The 20,120-nt window shown below is 51.6% G+C and carries 16 protein-coding genes; 3 read left to right on the top strand and 13 right to left on the bottom strand.

All coding sequences use genetic code 11. The features are described 5' to 3' along the window. Window positions 1-125 precede the first annotated feature (125 nt). From KF749_17405 to udk, 13 genes are all read right to left on the bottom strand, one after another. Window positions 126-1,241, bottom strand: coding sequence for a glycosyltransferase family 4 protein (locus tag KF749_17405; protein ID MBX2992931.1), 1,116 nt, complete (start codon window positions 1,239-1,241; stop codon window positions 126-128). Then, window positions 1,242-2,060 carry a glycosyltransferase gene (locus tag KF749_17400; GenBank protein MBX2992930.1) on the bottom strand — a complete coding sequence of 273 codons (819 nt, stop codon included), beginning with the start codon at window positions 2,058-2,060 and terminating at the stop codon, window positions 1,242-1,244. Beyond that, on the bottom strand, window positions 2,057-3,523 hold the full coding sequence (locus tag KF749_17395; protein MBX2992929.1) for an HlyC/CorC family transporter: 1,467 nt from the start codon (window positions 3,521-3,523) through the stop codon (window positions 2,057-2,059). The genes KF749_17400 and KF749_17395 overlap by 4 nt, the downstream gene beginning before the upstream one ends. Window positions 3,524-3,531: 8 nt before the next feature. After that, complete coding sequence (locus tag KF749_17390) at window positions 3,532-5,970, bottom strand: immune inhibitor A (GenBank protein MBX2992928.1); 2,439 nt, start codon at window positions 5,968-5,970, stop codon at window positions 3,532-3,534. Between the two features lie 52 nt (window positions 5,971-6,022). Further along, complete coding sequence (gene nuoI / locus KF749_17385; GenBank protein ID MBX2992927.1) at window positions 6,023-6,544, bottom strand: NADH-quinone oxidoreductase subunit NuoI; 522 nt, start codon at window positions 6,542-6,544, stop codon at window positions 6,023-6,025. Between the two features lie 31 nt (window positions 6,545-6,575). Further along, entirely contained in the window at window positions 6,576-7,607 is a 1,032-nt protein-coding gene (nuoH, locus tag KF749_17380; protein ID MBX2992926.1) for an NADH-quinone oxidoreductase subunit NuoH, read from the bottom strand. A gap of 9 nt (window positions 7,608-7,616) precedes the next feature. After that, window positions 7,617-9,296 carry a molybdopterin-dependent oxidoreductase gene (locus KF749_17375; protein MBX2992925.1) on the bottom strand — a complete coding sequence of 560 codons (1,680 nt, stop codon included), beginning with the start codon at window positions 9,294-9,296 and terminating at the stop codon, window positions 7,617-7,619. Window positions 9,297-9,326: 30 nt separating this feature from the next. Beyond that, the gene (locus KF749_17370; GenBank protein MBX2992924.1) at window positions 9,327-9,527 is read right to left on the bottom strand and encodes a hypothetical protein; all 201 of its coding nucleotides are present in this window, start codon (window positions 9,525-9,527) and stop codon (window positions 9,327-9,329) included. Continuing rightward, entirely contained in the window at window positions 9,514-10,032 is a 519-nt protein-coding gene (locus KF749_17365) for a hypothetical protein (protein ID MBX2992923.1), read from the bottom strand. Before KF749_17365 ends, KF749_17370 begins: the two co-directional genes overlap by 14 nt. Before the next feature lie 12 nt (window positions 10,033-10,044). Beyond that, the gene (locus KF749_17360; GenBank protein MBX2992922.1) at window positions 10,045-11,481 is read right to left on the bottom strand and encodes an aminotransferase class I/II-fold pyridoxal phosphate-dependent enzyme; all 1,437 of its coding nucleotides are present in this window, start codon (window positions 11,479-11,481) and stop codon (window positions 10,045-10,047) included. Window positions 11,482-11,489: 8 nt separating this feature from the next. Continuing rightward, on the bottom strand, window positions 11,490-12,764 hold the full coding sequence (locus tag KF749_17355) for an insulinase family protein (GenBank protein ID MBX2992921.1): 1,275 nt from the start codon (window positions 12,762-12,764) through the stop codon (window positions 11,490-11,492). Window positions 12,765-12,928: 164 nt separating this feature from the next. After that, the gene (gene tnpA / locus KF749_17350; protein MBX2992920.1) at window positions 12,929-13,396 is read right to left on the bottom strand and encodes an IS200/IS605 family transposase; all 468 of its coding nucleotides are present in this window, start codon (window positions 13,394-13,396) and stop codon (window positions 12,929-12,931) included. 506 nt (window positions 13,397-13,902) lie between these two features. After that, on the bottom strand, window positions 13,903-14,526 hold the full coding sequence (udk, locus tag KF749_17345; protein MBX2992919.1) for a uridine kinase: 624 nt from the start codon (window positions 14,524-14,526) through the stop codon (window positions 13,903-13,905). Window positions 14,527-14,713: 187 nt separating this feature from the next. On the opposite strand from udk, the gene KF749_17340 reads away from it, so the two are divergent. The 3 genes from KF749_17340 to KF749_17330 form a co-directional block, all read left to right on the top strand. Next, entirely contained in the window at window positions 14,714-15,946 is a 1,233-nt protein-coding gene (locus KF749_17340; protein MBX2992918.1) for an esterase family protein, read from the top strand. Beyond that, entirely contained in the window at window positions 15,946-17,178 is a 1,233-nt protein-coding gene (locus KF749_17335; GenBank protein MBX2992917.1) for a hypothetical protein, read from the top strand. The genes KF749_17340 and KF749_17335 overlap by 1 nt, the downstream gene beginning before the upstream one ends. Further along, on the top strand, window positions 17,175-20,120 hold a 2,946-nt coding region (locus tag KF749_17330; GenBank protein ID MBX2992916.1), incomplete at its 3' end, for a hypothetical protein. The genes KF749_17335 and KF749_17330, both read left to right, overlap by 4 nt.

Genomic DNA, 20,120 nt, shown 5'->3' with positions numbered 1-20,120 from the left:
ATTCATTGAATCGCCTTGTATCCCCCAATACGCGCAGTTCTTCCTCTGCGGCAATCAACGGGGCGATATTTTTCACCACCGTTTCCACCCCATGCTTCATCCGGCAGTCGAGCGCAATCTTCATGTCATGCCCTTGCTGCTGAAAGAATCTGCCGGGAGAATTCTTTCCACGAAAAGCGCTGAGCCCGCTCCCTCCCCGCCAACGCGTAGCGCTTCCGAAGTTGATCGTCATTCAGCAAGCTGCCGATCTGTTCCGCCAATTCACGTACATCATGCGGGTTCACCAGGATTGCCGCGTCGCCCGTGACTTCAGGAAGCGATGACACATTCGACGTAATAACCGGAACGCCGCACGACATTGCTTCCAGCGGGGGGATGCCAAATCCTTCGTAGAGTGAGGGATAGACAAAAACCTCGGCCATCGCATACAGCGCCGGCATGTCGGTCAAAGGAACAAAGCCGGGAAATTTGACTCTTGATTCAATTCCCAAGCTCCGGATTTCGGCAAAGATGCTGTCGTAAAGCCACCCCTTTTTCCCTGCAAGTACCAATTCGACATTCACGTCTTGCTTCGCAATGAATGCAAAAGCCTTGAGAAGAGTCGGGATATTCTTTCGCGGCTCCAGAGTCCCGACTGTTAAAATGAACTTCTTGTGAAGATGGTACTTCTCTCGAACTCTCTTACAATCTTCATCTGACGGCTTTTCATAATAGATGTCATCGCACGCCGGATATGCTACACTGATGTCGGGGGCGTTGAGACTTCTATTCATGAAAGTAAGAATGTCATTTTTTGTGTGTTCAGAGATAGCGACAACTTTCTTCGCATGTTTCATCGCCGATCTCATCAACAGCCGCCCGGTGAATTTTGACTTCGCCACATGAAACTCCGGCATGAGCAGATGAGACAAGTCCGGGATAACGAGAATGACAAAGTTGCGCGTGAGCGCTGACATCTGAAGCGAGCCGAACGAAACGAACGCATCAAGCCGACGGACATACCGCGCATCAATAAGCGCCGCGACATGCCATATCGTTTTGCTGATGGGGGAACTGCCGGATGCTTTGACAACAGAGTGAATCCGTTTGTTCGAGACGCCGAAATCGAACTCCTGATCGCCGTACAGGAAATACTCGTCTTCATTCTCCAGCGAATCCAACTGTCTGGCAAAATTCAACGCCAATGTACCGATTCCGGCAGGCTCATGAATCGCCGCCCTGATGTCAATGCCGATTTTCATTCAGGGACGATACTTCGGTTTGTTGCCAGAAAGAAGTGAGGCCGTCTTATCCTTCACGCGATGCACGTTACACATTTTGTAGCGCAGCGTTGCGATCTGCTTCAGCAACCGGTTCCGTACCGAAGGAGGAAATCCGTACATCCGGTGGATGCGTTCAATCTCCTCGTCATTGATTCGTTTCCTGTTCAGGGTTTGCATTTCCTCGTGGAACCGGAACGCTGCGAGGGGTTTTCCCGGGAGTTTGCGAACGTTGTGATTCTTCCCTGCTCTCACAAAGAATTCAAAATCCCCCGCCATCTTGAACGTCGAATCGAAATATCCGGCAGATTCCAGCACACGTCTCCGCCAGAAGGCAGTCTGCTGCGGAATGGTCGAGCCGTCGAGAACTGCAAACATCCTCCACGCGAACGGCGGATATTTTCGGACAAACAAGCTTTCGCCGTTCTCATCAATATACAAGAGATCGGAATACACAAGATCGGCGTCTGGATTTTGATCGAAGAATTCCACAACACGCCCGACGGTATCCTCGAAATAGAGATCGTCGGAATTGAGGTACGCAACAATCTCGCCCGTTGCCATCTTCATTCCTTTGTTGATGGCATCGTACATGCCGTTGTCCGGCCCGGAAATCCACTTTGCGCGTGTCTGATGTCCGAGAATATCAAGCGTGCCATCCGTCGAGCCGCCGTCAATGATGATGTGTTCGATATGCAGATACGATTGATCGGCAATACACTTCAAGGTCCGGGCAATGAACTGTGAACTGTTGAACGTCGGGGTAACAATGGAGACAAGAGGAGAAAGCGTGGTCGTCATGTCTTTGTCGAAGCAAGTTCGGCTGCCTCTGTTGCGTCAGAGGGCGCGGGCTTCTGGATTCTCTGTACCCTCACCAACCGAATCCTCCGCTGGCTCTTTTTCACGATTGTGAAGACGAGACTTTCGAAATGAATTACTTCGTTCAATTCCGGAATGCGGCCTGTTTGTTTTTGCAGGAAGCCGCTCATCGTTTCGTACTCGTCTGTTTGCGGCAACTCGACAGCGAACCGTTCATTGAAATCGTGAATGGACATCCGAGCGTTGACAACGAATGTGCCGTCGGTGGCCGATTCTACATCTTTCACTTCTTCATCATATTCATCGTGAATTTCGCCGACGATTTCTTCGAGAATATCCTCCATCGTAATGATGCCCGCCGTTCCCCCAAACTCATCAATCACAACCGCCATGTGAAGTTTCTGCTGCTGCAACTCCCGCATTAACTGGCTGATTTTCTTCGTCTCCGGAACAAAATACGCCGGACGAAGAATGTCATGAATTATGATAAGGTTTTTGTACTCCATCAATCCCAATATATCTTTCGTGTACACGATGCCGACAATGTTGTCGATGGTGTCTTTGTACACAGGCATTCGGGAATAGCCCTCCTCCAGCACTTTGCGCACAGCATCATCACGACTCATGTCTATGTTCAACCCAACAACATCCGGTCTCGGAATCATCACATCTTTAGCAGCCGTGTCAGTGAATTCGAAAATGCTGGCGATCAGCTCATGCTCGGTTTTATCGATGACGCCGGTTTTCGTTCCCTCTTCCAACATCAACTTGAATTCCTCTTCCGAGATTCTCGACTCTGTGAAAGAGGTTTTGTCTTTGAACGGCTTCAGCACGAGATTACTCGCCCACGTCAGAAACCGGATCGGGTAGCGGAAGACGGTTGCAACCAACTGAATCGGCCGGGCAACACGCATGGCAACCTGGTCGGGAAAACGGAGCGCAAGCGATTTCGGTACGAGCTCGCCGAATACGACGAGAAGAAAGGAGATGCAGACGGCTATGATCCCCAATGAAATCCAGTGAGCCCCTTCACTAATCCAACGTGTTTCGTTTGCCGTCAGAGCCGGGACGAGATGCTGGAATCCCATAATACCGCCGACACCCGCGGCCAGTGTCATCGAAAAAATCACTCCGGCATGAATTGTTGCAAGAAACTGCTCGGGATTTGTTTGAAAGGCCAGAACAGCTGCGGCTTTGCGGTCTCCCTCTTCGGCAAGCTCCTGCATGCGGCTTTTACGTGTGGCAAGCACGGCCACCTCGCTTGCAGAGAAGAACCCTACAAACGACACCAATATGAAAATGGCTACGATTTCAAGCCAGAGTACATCCACTACAGGGATTTTGGGGATGTGATAGAGACCGGCAGTAATTAACCAAAAAGAGGGGTGATTTCCAAAAATTGCCAATTCGGGTTGATTTGAGGGAAAGACCTTCCACCAAATCATCAGGCCGGTCACTTCACCAAAACAAGGGCGCGCGTCTGATTGAAAGCGCCAGCACTCATCCTGTAGAAATAAACACCGCTGGAAAGATCCCTGCCGTTGAACTGAACGGCGTGTTCGCCCGCCTCCGTCGGCCCGTCAACCAAAGTTGCCACTTCCTTTCCGAGAAGGTCGAACACCTTGAGTGTCACGTGGCTCGTTGTTGGCAGTTGCCCGTCCGCAGAGCGGACGCGGTCTCGTCCCGAAGGGACGGAAAAGCTGATGGTTGTTGATGGATTGAAGGGATTCGGGTAGTTTTGAGAAAGCGAGAATGACAAGGGCTGAGGCACGTCGTCGCTCACTCCCGTAGTCGAGCTGTCGCGGTAATCAACGATTCTGAATTCATCGAAGTAAAACCCGTCGCCGCGCAAACCGGCGTCGGTGACAAGATTGAACCGCAACCTCACCTGCTGACCGGCATACGGCAGAAGGCTGATACTCTCCCAAGCCCAGTTCCCCTTGTTCGCCGAGTAAGAAGGTTGGCCGCCAACCAGTGTTGTATGCCTGCCCGCGAGATTGATCCACGAAGATCCGTTGTTCGTGCTGAGCTGAAGACGAACGTAGTCGTATTGCGATTCATTTGCCCATCGGGCGACGAATTCCACCCGGGGACTGTTCATTCCAAGAAGGTTCACGGGATTTGTGAGAGTGAGCGTGTTGTTCGTGCTGTTCGCAACGTTTCCGTAACGGCTGTCGGTAATCGAACGGGAGCCCCTGTACGCCATCACGAACGTTGTGTCCCACTGAACGCCGTTACCTCCTCGTGTCCAATTGCCGATGCCGTTCTCGCCATCTTCTTCAAAAAGAACATAAGAATATCCGACAACTACCGAGAACGTATCACGCGAGGTTTCAATCCCCTCTTGTGTGGTGACCGCGACAAACTTCATCTCATCACCTGTTATTGCCGAGGCATCTATTCTGAACGCAAACGGCGTTGTGTTGGCAGCATATGTTCCCGAATCTATCGGCGGATATGAGGCTGTAGCGTTGATGGCAGTAGCGTGAGGGTAAAGTGATTGAACAGAGACTGCAACATCGTTTGCCGGAAGGGAAACGCCTTTGTTTCTCAAGGTTATCAGATACCGAAGCGTGTCACCCCGTATCACATACTCTTTTCCGACGAGCCGGAATGATTGGAAATCGGCAAAGGCTCCGGAAATCCACGACAGATACTTGCAGGCGAGAAGATTCTCCTGGGCAATCGGCACAATCTCGGATTGCAGCGGCCAGAATCCGCTGCCGCCCATTTCAGGTGTCCACGCGTAACATCCCAAATCGTGATGCAGGTAGTCCCTCGTTGTGCCGTTGGAGTTGTAGGCAAGCATCTGAACAACCGTTCCGTACAAATAGTTGTTGTGCGCCGTGAAGTCGCTCGCAAACTGGGCATAGTACTCGTACGCCACTACCGTGTCTTTGAAGCTGTAGGGATTGAGATAGCGTCCCGCGACCGAATGCGCAGACATGGCAACCGAAGGCTGCTTGCTCATTGTGTAGTTCCGGATTGCCACAGCCTCGGGCTCGGAAAGCGGTGAAGGCCCCCGATATGTGTCGGAAGAAGGGGTGGGGCTTGATCCCGTGTTATCGTACCCCCACATGTAATTGTAGTTGCGGTTCAAATCCACCCCGTAGCTGCCATTTCCGTTGTTGCGACGATTCTTCCTCCAGTTTCCTCCACCGTTCGGATTTGTGGATTGATTGTAGAAGTAGCCGTCCGGATTGACGACCGGAACGAAACACATCCGCCTGTTATTCACAAGGTACGTTGCTTCGGGATCAGTGCCGTAGTTGTCAAGAAGCCAGTACATGTAGTACATGATGGTCGCCATCGCCTGCGGCTCGCGGGCATGATGCAAAGCGTCGTAATGCACCACGGCCTCGCCCGGTTCGACAACACCCGGATTATCAGAAATCTCCACTCCCCAAATGGTTCGACCCTGTTCAGTCACGCCGAGGGATTCTTTTGCAGTAATCAGATTCGGATACATCAAACGCATCGTATCGAGTTGCAGAATCATCTCGCCATACGTCAAAAATCCTCCCATCGACCCGTATCGAAATCCGTTGATGCCGTTTTGGTGAAGGATTCGCCTGCTCTCATCGAGCTCCGGCCCGACATTCTTTGCACGACTCTTGTAGTACGCGTCCATGTCGGGAACAAGTACTTCGTACGGAAAAGCAATTCTCTGCAACGCTTCAATCGCGTCCTGGTTGATGACGACCTCGATTCCTTCTCCCAATTTTCCCGTGTAATGGTCGAGATCGACGCCCTGGCGCTGAATCAATTCAAGATCGGCAGGAGTTGAGGCGAGAATTCTGACTTTGGCGTATGACGAGTACTTGTCTTTGTCGGAGGGGAATGAAGACGCCGCGTGAACAACACAGACAAGAAGCAGAAGACTCCGTTTCATCGGTTGATCTGATGTAATGGAAAAATGGAGCTTTCGCCCGGCCAATCGGGAATCAGCGTGTCTTCTTCAGAAAATCAAGCCGGGTTTGGAGACGTTGTTTCGACATCAGCAGCTTGTCCTTGCCGTAGATGGCATCTTCGGGATGCTGGAAGACGAGTTCATACTCGTCACTCATCACGATTGCCTCTTCGGGGCAGGCTTCCTCGCAGAACCCGCAGAAGATGCAGCGCAGCATGTTGATTTCGAAGCGTTCAGGGTAACGTTCTTTTTCCAGCTCCGTTTCCGAAGCTTGTACTTCGATGGCAAGCGCCGGACATACTCGTGCGCACAAGCCGCACGCGACGCAGCGTTCATGCCCCTTATCCTCCACCAAAACAGGTCGCCCCCTATACGACGGTTGCGGGTTGAATCGTTCTTCAGGATATTGGCGGGTAAACTTCGGCGCAATCATTGATTTGAACGTGACTGCCATTCCCTTCACGATTTCGGGAATGTAGGTTTTCTGCAGGAAGGAAAGATCCTTGCCGCGGATTTGCTCTGCTTCTTTGACTGTCTTTCGGACTTCTGTTGACATCACTTCTCTCTTCAGTGAGCTATGCTTGTAGTTACCAAATGCCCGGCGCGATGAAATGCAGCGCGCCTGTCAGGAACAGATTCAACAACGCCAATGGCAGCATCACCTTCCACCCCAAATTCATCAACTGGTCGTAGCGGAACCGGGGAATTGTCCACCGGATCCACATGTAGAAGAACAGCATGAACGCGACCTTCACCATGAAGGCAAGGATTTGCAGAATGCTCACCCACAGCGGCGAAAGTCCGAGCGAATGCACACCGGGCACCTGCCAGCCACCGAGAAACAGCGTCACGATCAACGCGCTCGACGTGATCATGTTGGCATACTCGGCAAGGAAGAATGCGCCGAATTTCATGCCGCTGTATTCCGTATGATAGCCGCCGACAAGTTCAGGTTCTGCTTCGGGCAAGTCGAACGGCAAACGGTTCGTCTCAGCAAATGATGCAACAAGAAATGTGATGAACCCGATCGGTGTCAGAAAGATATTCCATCTCCAGCCTTCTTGTAACTCAACAATCCTGTCAAGTTCGAGAGTTCCGGCAATCATTATCACGCCGATGATGGAAAGGCCGAGCGATAATTCGTAACTGATGAGTTGGGCTGAAGAACGAAGTCCGCCGAGCAGCGAATACTTGTTGTTCGACGACCAGCCGCTCAGCGTCAACCCGTACACACCAAGTGATGTGAGCGCAAGTATGTAGAGAATACCGATATTGACATCGGCAATCATCAGCTTGATCTGGTAGCCGAACAATTCGATCGTGTCGCCGAATGGCACAACCGCTATCGTCACCAGCGCAACCGAGATGGAGATGACGGGCGCAAGTGTATGCACGAATTTGTGCGCCGTTGCGGGAACGATATCTTCCTTGATGAAGAGTTTCAGCACATCCGCCGGCGACTGGAACAATCCCCACGGGCCGACCCGGTTCGGGCCGATACGGTTTTGAATCGCCGCGCTGATTTTACGCTCGGCGTACACAAGGTTCGCCACCAACGGCAACACGCCGATGAACAGCACAACGACAATCTTAATAACTGAAATGATGACAAATTCCATACTCGGCTCTTATGCTTTAACTGCGACTGGTTCCTTCTTCTTCAGCATCATCCCCATGGTCCCGATCTTTCTGTAACTCATTCCTTTGAAGCCCTCGACGTGCGAGGCGATTTCATTGAACACGTCTTCGGCAGTGCTGTATTTGTACTTCGCCCCCATCACCGATGCAATACCGGCGACAATCTTCCATGTCGGGCGGGCATCGCGTTTGGCGCCCTTCGCCCAGCGGTCAAACTGCGAGCCGAATTTGTCAAGACGGCTCATGGCAAATCCATCAAGCGACCTGTCCTGATCGAGCGTAGCCACCGATGGACGAATGCGTTGCACACGTCCTTCGAAGTTCGTGAACGTGCCGTTCTTCTCTGCAAAGGTTGAAGACGGAAACAGAATATCCGCGAGGCGGGTTGTTTCATTCTCGAACGAGAAATTCACGACAAGAAGTTCGAGACGGCTCAACGCATCAGCGACTGCCGGATCTGCAGCAATATTATCATCCACAACGAACAGAGCCTTGATACTTCCTTCTTTGATCGATTTGATCATTCCGGCGAAATTCAATCCGCCTTCGCGGGGATGAACACCGACAAGACGTACTCCGGACGTGTTGGGGGTCTTGTCGGCTCGGATGAGAAGATCATCCTCATCACCTTCAACAACATGACGGGCGAAGTCAATATGCCGCGTACCGAGAACCTCCGAGGCGAATTTCTGGAGAAGATAGTTGTCTTCGTTTGTATCGTATGCCGAACCGATGACGGCAATTTCGGATTTCTTGAATGTCTTCAACTCCGACGCGGCTTTTGCTATCGCTTCATCCCAACCGACTTCAACCAATCCTCCGTCTTTTTTCATCATGGGATGTTTGATACGATTGGCGACGTTCACATGCCGGAAGGATTCCAATCTCCCCTTGTCACACATCCAATAGTCGTTCACTTCCGGATTATAGCGGGGAGTCTGCCGGAGAATTTCGTTGTTGCGCACCCACGAGTATATATTGCACCCGCGTGCGCAGCCGGGACAGACGGTTTCGGTGGCCGACATTTCCCATACCCGCGCCTTGAATCGAAAGTCACGCGAGGTCAAGGCACCGACGGGGCAAATATCGATCGTATTCATCGAGTAAGGATTGTCGAGTTGCTCGCCAGGGAATGTCGTCAGCTCAACGTGCGTTCCGCGTTGTGTGAATGTGAGTTGCGGTTTCTTTGCTATTTCTTCGCAGAACCGGACACATCGCGAACACATGATACAGCGCTCGGTGTCGAGCATGACGTTCGGGCCGAGTTCCACACGCTTCGGCTTGTGAACTTTGCTCTCGTCGAAGCGGCTGGCACCTTCGCTGTACTTGTAGGCGTAGTCCTGCAGTTTACACTCGCCCGCTTCATCGCAGATCGGGCAATCGAGAGGATGGTTGATGAGAAGGAATTCCATCACCGCTTCACGGGCGTTGATGACTTTCGGGTTGGCGGTGTGCACCACCATGCCGTCCATCACCTGTGTCGCGCATGCAATGGCAAGCTTCGGCATTTTCTCCACTTCCACCAAACACATCCGGCAGTTACCCGACACCGAGAGCTTCGGATGCCAGCAAAAATGCGGAATCTCGATGCCGTTTTCTCGTGCCGCCTCGATGATCGTCCGCTTGGGATCTACGTCTAATATTTTTCCATCGATGGTAATTTTCGCCATTCTATTTCCTCAAGTTATGTCAAGCCTGCATCACGATCGTTGCCGCTTGTTCTTCCATTCGCGTTCACGTTGTTCGCGAAAGCGAATGGTCAAATTCTCTGCTTCCTCGAGCCACTCAAGTTTCTCGCGGAAGGAGGTTTCCAATCCAAGGCGCAACACTTGTTCACGCGCTCCTTCCGAAGTACACCAGTACCACGGGTCTTTGGCGGGTGTGCCCTTACTCTCGCGCATCCTCTTCTCTCCATTTCTGGATCTGTTCGAGCGTCTGCGCATCAAGCAAGTCTTGCGGTCGGCCGGTTTCCTTCTTCATGCGAATCAGTGTCTCGTATCGAACGACAGGTGCTTTCAGTTGGTCGGTAACGGCAAACCAAAATGCCGATGCGAACTCTTCATCAAAAACAAACGGCTCGTACACAAACACATCAATCGGGGTCCGCCGATGCTCATCGCTCCAAAGTTTGAGCACGATCATGTTCTTGTTCTTGCGCCAGTCGTCTCGTTTTGCTGCATCGGCAAAATCCTCGGGAGTGACCGGGATCGACATATTGTACCCTATAGACTTCAAAACACGAAGCCCTTTCACAATATTGTCAGGCTTGAGACCTATGACCAGATCAACATCCTTCGTCAACCGCTCGTACCCATGCGCGTTGACCGCAATCCCTCCCACAATCAGATATTGAACCTTTGCTTCATTCAACGCCCTGATAATAGTCTCGAAGCTCTGTACCTCCATCGTCACTCCGAATCAAGAAAGTGGAACGAGCATCGAGCGCGTGTACTTCTCATGAAACGCCTTCAACTTCTCCACCAACTCTTCAATCTCATCCTGGGGCGGAAGGAATGTCGTCCTGAAATGAAACGTCCCCGCCTCCTGCCCGAACCCCGAACCGGGAACAACGCAAATCCCCGTTTCTTCCAACAACTTCATGCAATACGCTTCGTCGCGGCTCTGTTCGTACAGCCGTCGTTCTTCCGTATTCATAGCGTTGACATCAACTCCCGGTTCCGGCGGAAGTTCGAATCTCACGAACGCGTACATCGCCCCTTGCGGAATGTCCATTGACATGCCATCAATCTGATTGATGCGCTCGTAGAGGATTTCCGATTTCTTTTTGAGGGATGAGAGAACGGCATTCTTCTCACTCACATACATGTCGTAGCTCTCATCGCCCGGCTTCGGCGGATCGACCATGAGGTACGTGTTGATTTGTCCGCTGACGTTTGCGCAAAGACTGATGCTTTGTTGTTTCACCATCTCCGAGAGAACATCATTCGGGATATTGCGGAACTCCAAGTAGCCGCCGCGATGTCCGCACTCTCCCAAAAATCCTTTCGAGACGGAATGAAAACTGAACAGAGTCGTCGCCGTGTCGTTCATGTCGTGCATGACTTTGGCGAACGAGTAGAACTTGCTCTCGGCGTCGTACACATTCTCCTGATACACTTCATCCGCCATGATGGACAAATGGTGACGTTGAGCGAACCGGACGACCATCCGAATATTCTCGTACGACAGCACGCTCCCCGTCGGGTTGCTCGGATTGATAACGGCAATCGCCACGGGATGAACGCCTTCACGCTTTGCCTTGCCGATGCTTTCTTCCAGCGCGGCTTCGTTCAACTGCCAGTTGGCAGCCTCGTCAAGATAGTAACCGATTTGCGTCCCGCCATACAACGCAATCGTCGCGCTGTACAACGGGTATTGCGGAATCGGAACCATGAATCCGTCGTTCGGCTTCTTGAGCAGCGCGAGAATCGCCGCCTGCACACCTTTGCTCGCGCCATCCGTGAGAACTACATGATCACGGTCTGCCGGGATTCCGTCGCGCCGCGCAATAAACTCGGCAACCGCCTTCCTGATGAACGGAATCCCCGCGCTCTGCGAGTAGGCTCCCGTTCCGTGCGGGTGTTTCTGCAGGATCATTTTCGCCCGCTCGACAAGATCTTTCGGGTAGTGTTTGAGAATGTCGGGCTTGTTCAACAATTCGGGGTATTCGAGCAAACTCAACGTTTGCCGGATATACGACAGCGGCTTCTGCTTCAGTGCCTGCGGATTGCCGATGTTGCAGTAGATGATCTTCTTTCCCCGCTCCTCCAACTGCTGGGCACGGATAACAATCGGCCCGCGTACTGCATATTCGGCTTTCAGGAGATGAGGATTGAGATTGTCGAGTGTGATCATACCAAAGGTTACGCCGGACGAACGATGACGGTGGAGAATTTTTCTTCTCTAAACAGATCGACGGCAACGCGTTGAATTGCATCGGGCGTCACAGCATCGACTTTCTTGAGAATTGTGTCGAGGGACGTGAACGATTCAAAGTACAACTCGCTGCTTCCGAGCCGCATCATTCGCCCCGACATATTTTCCAACCCTAACATCAGCACGCCTTTGATTTGCGACTTTGTCCGCTCGAGTTCGGCTTTCGGAACGGGCTTTGTTTTCAGCCGGTCGAGCTCTTTATGAATCAGTTCGATGGAATTTTTGATATTCTTCTGATCCGTTGCAATGTACGACCCGAACAAGCCTGTATCGCTCAATAGATTTGTGTACGAATACACGCTATATGCAAATCCGTACTTCTCGCGGATATTCTGATACAGGCGCGAACTCATCCCCTCTCCTAACAATGCATTCATGACCATCAGCGGATAACGGTCACGATGCGTGATGCTGTAGGCGACTGTTCCGAGGCAGACATGCGCCTGTTTGATCGGGCGGGGAAATTCGGCGTAGGTGTTATGATCGACCGACGTGGGACCACCGATTCTCTTATATGCGTAGCCGTTCGTCGGAAGGCTTTTCAAATGCTCATCGACAAGCCGGACAAGCTGATCATGGTCGATGTTTCCGGCGGCTGCAACAACAATGCGTGAAGTGTGATAGTGCCGCTTCACGTGCGAGAACAAATCCTCACGCTTGAAACGTCGCAGATTTTCTTCCGTTCCGATTATGGGAGAGCCGAGCGAGTGATCGGGAAACAGCGCTTTATCAAAGTGATCGTGGATGATATCTTCAGGATCGTCTTCGGCGTTCTTCAGTTCTTCGATAACGACGAGTTTTTCGCGCTCAAGTTCTTCTTTCTTGAACGTCGCATTCTGAACAAGATCGGCAAGGACATCCATCCCTTCGCCAACGTGGAGATCGAGCACGCGGGCATAGAAGCAGGTCTGTTCTTTTGTTGTGAAAGCATTCAGGTAGCCGCCCAACGACTCGAGGCTTTGCGCAATGTTGCGCACGCTCCGGTTCTTCGTTCCCTTGAACACCATGTGTTCAAGAAAGTGCGTGATGCCGTTCTGCTTCTCGTTCTCGTCACGCGACCCGACGTTTGCCCACACACCGAGCGACACCGAACGAACGTACGGAATCGTCTCCGTGACAACGCGGATGCCGTTCGGCAACACCGTTTTGCGGTACGCCGAAGCAGTTGTTGACGCGTGTGATGCGTGAGAAGTCTTGAGCATGATGAATTGATGAAAAAATCTTCAAAAATATATTCAAATCAGGCGGGAGAAGCAAACAAAGAGGTATTACGCCACATCCAGCATTCGCAACATGCGCTCGACTAAATCAATCTCTGTGCAGTTCTCGTCGCAACGAGGAGAAATCCGGTCTCGCCTGATCTTTATCAACCACCCTCTATCCATTCAAACAAATACTTGCTGTCGTGCTCAACGTTGAACTTGCGCAGCATCTCAATGTATTCTTGGCGAAAGGTCCTTTTTGCATGATGCTTTTCTTGATTGCGTATGTAGTTGATTACGGCTGTGAGTTGTGAATGAGAGTAGGAAAAAGCGCCAAACCCCTCCTGCCACCGGAATTTGCCTCTCACCCATTTCTTCTCCGTAATAAAGCGTGAGGAATTTGCCTTGATATCACGGACCAGATCGGAAATGGATTTGTCAGGCTTCAACCCGACGAGAATATGGACGTGATCGGGCATTGCATGAATCGCAAGAAGCTTCTGGCCTTTGTGAGTGATAATACCGGTTGTGTATTTGTGCAATTCCTCTTTGTGTTCTTTGGAAATCACGTTGTGGCGGCCTTGGACGGAGAAGACAATGTGAATGTAGATTTGCGTGAAGGTGTTTGCCATGTTTCCTCCGTGATGTTCCATGTGGGTTTGGTGTAGTGGAGAACGGGTGTACACGCATGTCGCTCCTGACGGAGCTATCCTTCAATTCGTCTTCCATGCTACAAACATGTCACGCCTCCGGCGTAAGTTTCGTGTACTGGTTGTCGCTTCGCGTATCTTCGCACTCATTTCAGTCCCGATAGGGACGATATGTTTGTAAAAAAGGTATGACCTCAGACCGCGTAGCCCCATCGGGGCGGGAGCCTACGAGCTGGCTCGCGATAAATATCCAACCCAAGGGACATCACGCTCCTGACGGAGCTATCCTTGCATGTGTTCTAATGCTACAAACATGTCACGCCTCCGGCGTTGGTTTCGGGCACTCGTTTTCGCTTCACGCATCATCACACAAATTTCAGTCCCGATAGGGACGATATGTTTGTAGAAAAGGTACGGCCCCAGACCGCGTAGCCCTATCGGGGCGGCATGTCCATTTCGATAATTGATGATAGATCTGACTGTCAAGCCTACGCCACATCCAACGTCCGCAGCATGCGCACGACAAGATCGATTGCAACATGGTTCTCTCCCCCACGCGGGATAATGACATCGGCCCAGCGTTTGGACGGCTCGACAAACTCGAGGTGCATCGGCTTTACGGTGGCGATGTACTGCTCCATCACCGATTCAATCGTGCGGCCCCGCTCGAGAACATCGCGCCGGATACGGCGCAACACGCGTTCATCGTCATCGGTTTCGACAAACACTTTCACGTCGATAATGTCCCGCAACTCTTGCTCGAAGAAAATCAAAATCCCTTCCACAATGATAATCCGCTTCGGCTCGACAATCCTTTGCTCGTGTGTGCGGCGATAGGTCGTGTAACTGTATACCGGCTGCGTGATGCTTCTGCCCGCTTTCAGATCACGAATATGTTGAATCAACAGCTCGGTATCGTACGCATCGGGATGATCGAAGTTGATTTCGTGTGACTGCTTTCCGCCAAACTGGCTCAAATCCTTGTAGTACGAGTCGTGCTGAAGCAATGCGATGTTCGTTTCGCCCAGAGCAGCGGCAATTGCACGCGTAACGGTTGTCTTGCCGGAACTGGTTCCCCCGGCGATTCCTACAACAAGCGGGTGTGAAGACATGATGAGTCCGATGTGAGATGTTGTTCTAAATATACTTCTTGCCCGTCGGACGTGCAAGGAACCTTCGCAAAGATTCAACGAACAACCGTGCGGCAGATCAACCGCACGCACTCAACATTTGAATTCACTGTACGTGTTTGTATATTCTCTACACACATCAATCAACCAAAAAACCAATCCGAGCCGCATGAACGTTAGCACACGCTTTGCAGTCGTGATCTCCCTTGCCATCGGGTGCTCATTCACTGCCGTAAGTCAGCACAGATTTGCTTCATTCAACGATTTCCTCAAGCAACACACGGAACAAACCGAACCTTCCGTCCGTGACTCTCTCGTTTCACAATTCTGGCGGCAGGCCACGCGGCAGGGAATTCCCTTCATCGATTCGAACAAGCGGCACGTCACGTTTCTGTACCGGAGCGGCGCCGACTCCGTGAGCGTGTACGGCGATTTCACAAGCTGGCATTTCAAGATTCGCCTCAAGCGCCTTCCCGGCTCCGATCTGTTTTACACCACACTTGCGTTTGAGGAAGATGCCCGCCTCGACTACCTGCTCGCAGTCAATGCAAAGGACATTCTTGACCCGAATAATCCTTCAGTGTCGCAAAGCGGCTACGGTGATCATTCCGAACTGGTGATGCCGGGCTTTGTGCGTTCCTCCGAATATCTTCCGACATCGAACATCAAGAAAGGGACGGTTACATCGTTCACGCATGCAAGCACGGCGCTCGGTTACAGCCGCACCGTGTTCGTGTACCTTCCGGCAGGATATGACACGGCACGTTCACGATTTGCGACCATCTATTTTCAGGACGGATCAGACTACATCAATTTTGCAAAGGCGCCTACTGTTCTCGATAATCTGATTGCGTCCGGCTCCATCCCTCCTGTAATCGGCGTATTTGTCGTTCCCCCTGCCGAACCGCAACGCAATCGCAGAACGGAGTATGCTCTCAACGACGCGTACGTGAAGTTCTTCACAGCCGAGCTTATCCCATTGATCGACAAGAAGTACAACACGAAGCAAACGGCGGCGGATCGCTATGTGATAGGCGATTCGTACGGCGGGTTGATGTCGTTGTACATCGGCTTTGTCGCGCCGGACAGTGTCGGCAATGTTGCAAGCCAGTCCGGAAGAGTTTCGTTCAGAAACGATACACTCTGGACGATGTTCAAGGAATCCACTCCGAAACCTTTGCGCATTTACCTCGACGTCGGAAAATATGAACGGAATGTCGGCGAGAACCCGGCCGGTTCGGGTGAAGGTGATTTTTATGCGGCCAACCAACGCCTCAAGAGAATACTGCATCAGCAAGGATACGTGTATCACTTCAGAGAATTTAACGATGGTCACAGTTGGGGACGGTGGCGCAACGAACTTCCATACATCCTCCGCTGGTTCCTCTCAGCAACGCAGTAATGAAAGCGCTTCTTGCGAGATCGGCGTTGCAAGCGTTTCTGCTTTCGACGATGATTTTAACTCTGACGTCGTCATCTCTCTCCCGGCAAATTGATTCAGTCCGCGACGCTTCGTCATTCCAGGATTTGCTCGACAATCTCTACAAAACCCAAGACTCAATTGCACGCACGCGGATCGTTGAGGAATATCTCCATCACATACGTCATACTGGCGGACCGGCAGTTGGAGATTCCACGGTTCATTTTCTGTATCACGGGCCTGCCCGACGGGTGAGCGTTGCCGGTGACATCAATCGTTGGAATGCCGACGCGGATACGATGATGAGAGTTGCCGGCACACATTTCTTCCACCTCTCAGTCTCTATGCACCCGGCTGCCAGATTCGAGTACAAGCTTGTTGTGGATTCCGTGTGGATGCTCGATCCTCTTAACCGACAACAAGTTACAGGCGGCTTCGGGCCGAATTCCGAAGTCACGATGCCACTCTACAAGCCGCCTGTCGAGAGTGAATACCGGGCTGATATTCCTCACGGGCGGATCGATACACTGCGTATTCACAGCAAACTCCTCCGGCGAACATACACTGTGTTCACGTACCTTCCGCCGGACTATTCAGGTTCCAGCCGCAAACAGTATCCCTCGATCTATGTCACCGACGGCGGCGAGTACCTTTCGCTTGCCGGAATGCACAACGTGTTGGATAACATGATTGCGGACAAACGCATCCGCCCGGTTGTTGCGGTGTTCATCGATGCCCGAACGGATATTCACAAGGCCGAAACAAGCACACGCATGCAAGACTATGCGATGCGGGATTCGTTTGTCACATTCCTTACACATGAACTTCGTCCGCTGAGGCTTAGGAAGTACCGACTCCTCAGGCAGCCTGAGAATACAGCAATCATGGGAGCGTCATTGGGAGGATTGATTGCAACATACTCGGCATTCAAACGTCCGGATGTTTTCGGACTCTGCGCGGCACAATCTCCATCATATTGGTGGATGAAGGATTCAATGATTGCGCTGGTTCAGAATTCGCGGAGAAAGAACATCAACTTCTACATCGGAACCGGAACAATTCACGATGCACAGGAAAAGGCTTTGAAGATGAGAGACATTATGCTCAAGAAAGGCTACACGGTTCACTACGAAGAATTTCCCGAGTCGCACAACTGGGCCAACTGGCGGGCACGAATCAAGAACATTCTGGAATATTTCTGGAGAAGACAATGAACAAAAGGTTTACGCTTACCGTATCGCGGTACAGGGTTCAGGCGACTATTGCGGCATTTCTGCTTTTCTCCACGGCATTTTCGCAATCACTCGATGAACTCGCCATTGAGGTCAGCGGCATATCCCGTGAGTTTGCGTACACGAATAAAGAAACGGCATTCTTGTACGGAGAAACGAACTCTGCAAACAAAACAAGCTGGCAGGGATTCAATGTCTTCGGCATCGAGTTTCTTGATGATTATGAGATTTGGGTAGATGAGAAGAAGCTTGACCGTGCCTCGGCGCTGAAGACGATTGTCTATCCGGATTATCTCAAGCGAACATACAAGAACGGAATCGTTGAGGAGGTACGACTCGCCGACAGTCTCGCCGTGTTCTCGGTAACGATCACTGCGCCGAAACCGATTCATATCGACGTCGTTCCTTACTTCTCCGACGGACAATCAGCAGATCAGTACGACATCAGGCTGAAATCGGAACTGGCACTCGTCGCACGAACAAGCCACCTTGAACGTGCAACAAATCAACCGGCTTCCCCTCCACTCTGGCTGGCACTTCACGGAAGTGGATTTCTGCCGCAACTCAAATCGGATAAGAAGGGACTGCAATTCTCTCCCATCATGATGATTGCCCAGCGAACGAAATCACATACAATAGTCTTTAGCGTCGCCAACACGCTTGAAGAGGCGGAAGTAGCAGCAAAAACATATCTTGCCAGGAAAGAGCACTATCACGAGAAGCGCCGGGCAAGAATGGAGAAACTGCTGCACGAAACCCGTGTCGAAACGGATAACAAGCAATTCAACAAAGCCCTTGCATGGGCGAAGCTCTCGCTCGATGCTCTGATCATGAATCAGATCACGAAAGGTATTTTTGCGGGATTGCCGTGGTTCAATAATTATTGGGGTCGGGATACATTCATCTCGCTGTTAGGCGCAACACTTGTGCAGGGAAGGTTCACGGAAGCAAAACAGATTCTGCAAAGCTTCGCCGCCTACCAGCAACTCGACGGCAACTCAACGGACTACGGAAGAATTCCCAACATCATCACAACAACCGACAAGGCGTACAACACCGCCGACGGTACGCCACGCTTTGTGATGATGGCGAGAGACTATGTTGAGCGTTCCGGCGATTCGACATTCATGCTCGAAATCTATCCGACCATCCTTCGCTCGATTGAAGGAACACTGAAATACCATTGCGACTCACTCGGATTCCTGACACACGGAGACGCTGAGACATGGATGGATGCTGTCGGCCCCGATGGGCCTTGGAGTCCGAGGGGAAACCGGGCGAACGACATTCAGGCGTTGTGGGCGAAGCAACTTGAGGCGGGCATTTGGTTCGCTTCACGAATCGGCGACGTTACTTCGGCGGCATTGTGGAACAGCCAATTGCAGAAGTTGAAGAAGAACTTCCCTCACTACTTCTTCTACAAAGGAGGAATCGCCGATCATGTCAACAAAGACGGCACACCCGACGATCAACTCCGACCGAATCAAATTTTTGTCTCTCCTCTTCTTGACGAATCAATGAGAGCCGAGGTTCTTCTTTCCGTCACCAACAATCTCACGTACGAATACGGTGTCGCCTCGCTTTCGCAAAACGACGAGAATTTCCACCCCTACCATCAATACAGTCCATACTATCCAAAGGACGCGGCATATCACAACGGCACGGTCTGGACGTGGGTGCAGGGGCCCGTCATATCTGAGCTCTGTGCGTTTAACAAGCAAGAGTTGGCGTGGCGAATATCCCGTAACACAATCCACCAAATTCTGAACCGCGGCGCTGTCGGAACTCAATCAGAACTTCTCGACGCCATCGCACGCCCGAAAGAGAAAGAGCCCCGGCTTTCCGGCACGTTCTCACAGGCTTGGAACCTCGCTGAGGTTATCCGCAACTTCTACGACGACTATTTGGGAATTCGTGTTGATATGCTCCGCCACCACCTCACTCTGAGGCCCAAGCTGCCTGCCGCCCTCGGGAGCATACGAGCAACGATCAATCTGAACGGAAGGGCAGTTCCCATCGAGGTCCTGCAACGGGACGATTCCACCTTGGTTCAGATAGATGGCAGAAACTTTCGGCGCGGAGGTACCGCCGAAATCAACCTCCCTCGGAAAGGGAATGAAGAAATCTCTTCCAGGTTTCTTCTTCCTCCAAACTCCACCTCAAGATACGTTGTTAAAGGAAGTGGCGTAAGTCTTGAAATAAATGAAGTTAAGGCCACTGATATCACAACAACTTACTCAAAAAGACTCATCCCTGAGAGCCTCGCCAAACTCAATCTCGCCACTCCCAAACTTAAGTCAGGACTCAGAGCTTTGAAGGGACCCGACCATCCGCTCCTGACGAATTCTCAAGTAAAACTCTCAAACCCCAAAGCAAAGCAAATCGTCAACGCACATGATCCCGAAGGTGATGATTTGGGCACGGGAGCATATGACTACCCCAAGAACTCTGCTTTTGTACCCGGCTCGTTTGACTTAACCGGCTTTTCGTGCTCCGTAGATGAAAAGAACGCCTACTTCCGGCTTTCGTTTAGGGCGCTTTCGAACCCGGGGTGGCATCCCGAATACGGCTTTCAGCTCACCTACGCCGCAATTGCAATAGATCAAGATGGGGTAAAGGACTCCGGAAAGAGGTTGGTGGAGCAGAATGCCAACTACGTTCTCGATGAGCGTCATGCCTACGAGAAACTCATCCTTGTTGGAGGAGGCGTCCGATTAGAGGACGACAAGGAAAAGATACTTGCAGAATACAGGCCGGCAGAAGCGGATGTTGCCAATCCGTTGGGAGATATGAAGACGGGAACGATCAGCTTCGCCATCCCGCTAAAATATTTTGGCACGCCGACACGTGATTGGACATTCACCGTTCTCGTTGGCGCTCAGGATGATCACGGAGGCGCCGGACTCGGCGAGTTCCGAACGGTG

The organism is Bacteroidota bacterium (genome assembly GCA_019637975.1).
Classification (GTDB): Bacteria; Bacteroidota; Ignavibacteria; order UBA10030; family UBA6906; genus CAADGV01.
This window is presented reverse-complemented; position numbering and strand designations above follow the sequence as displayed.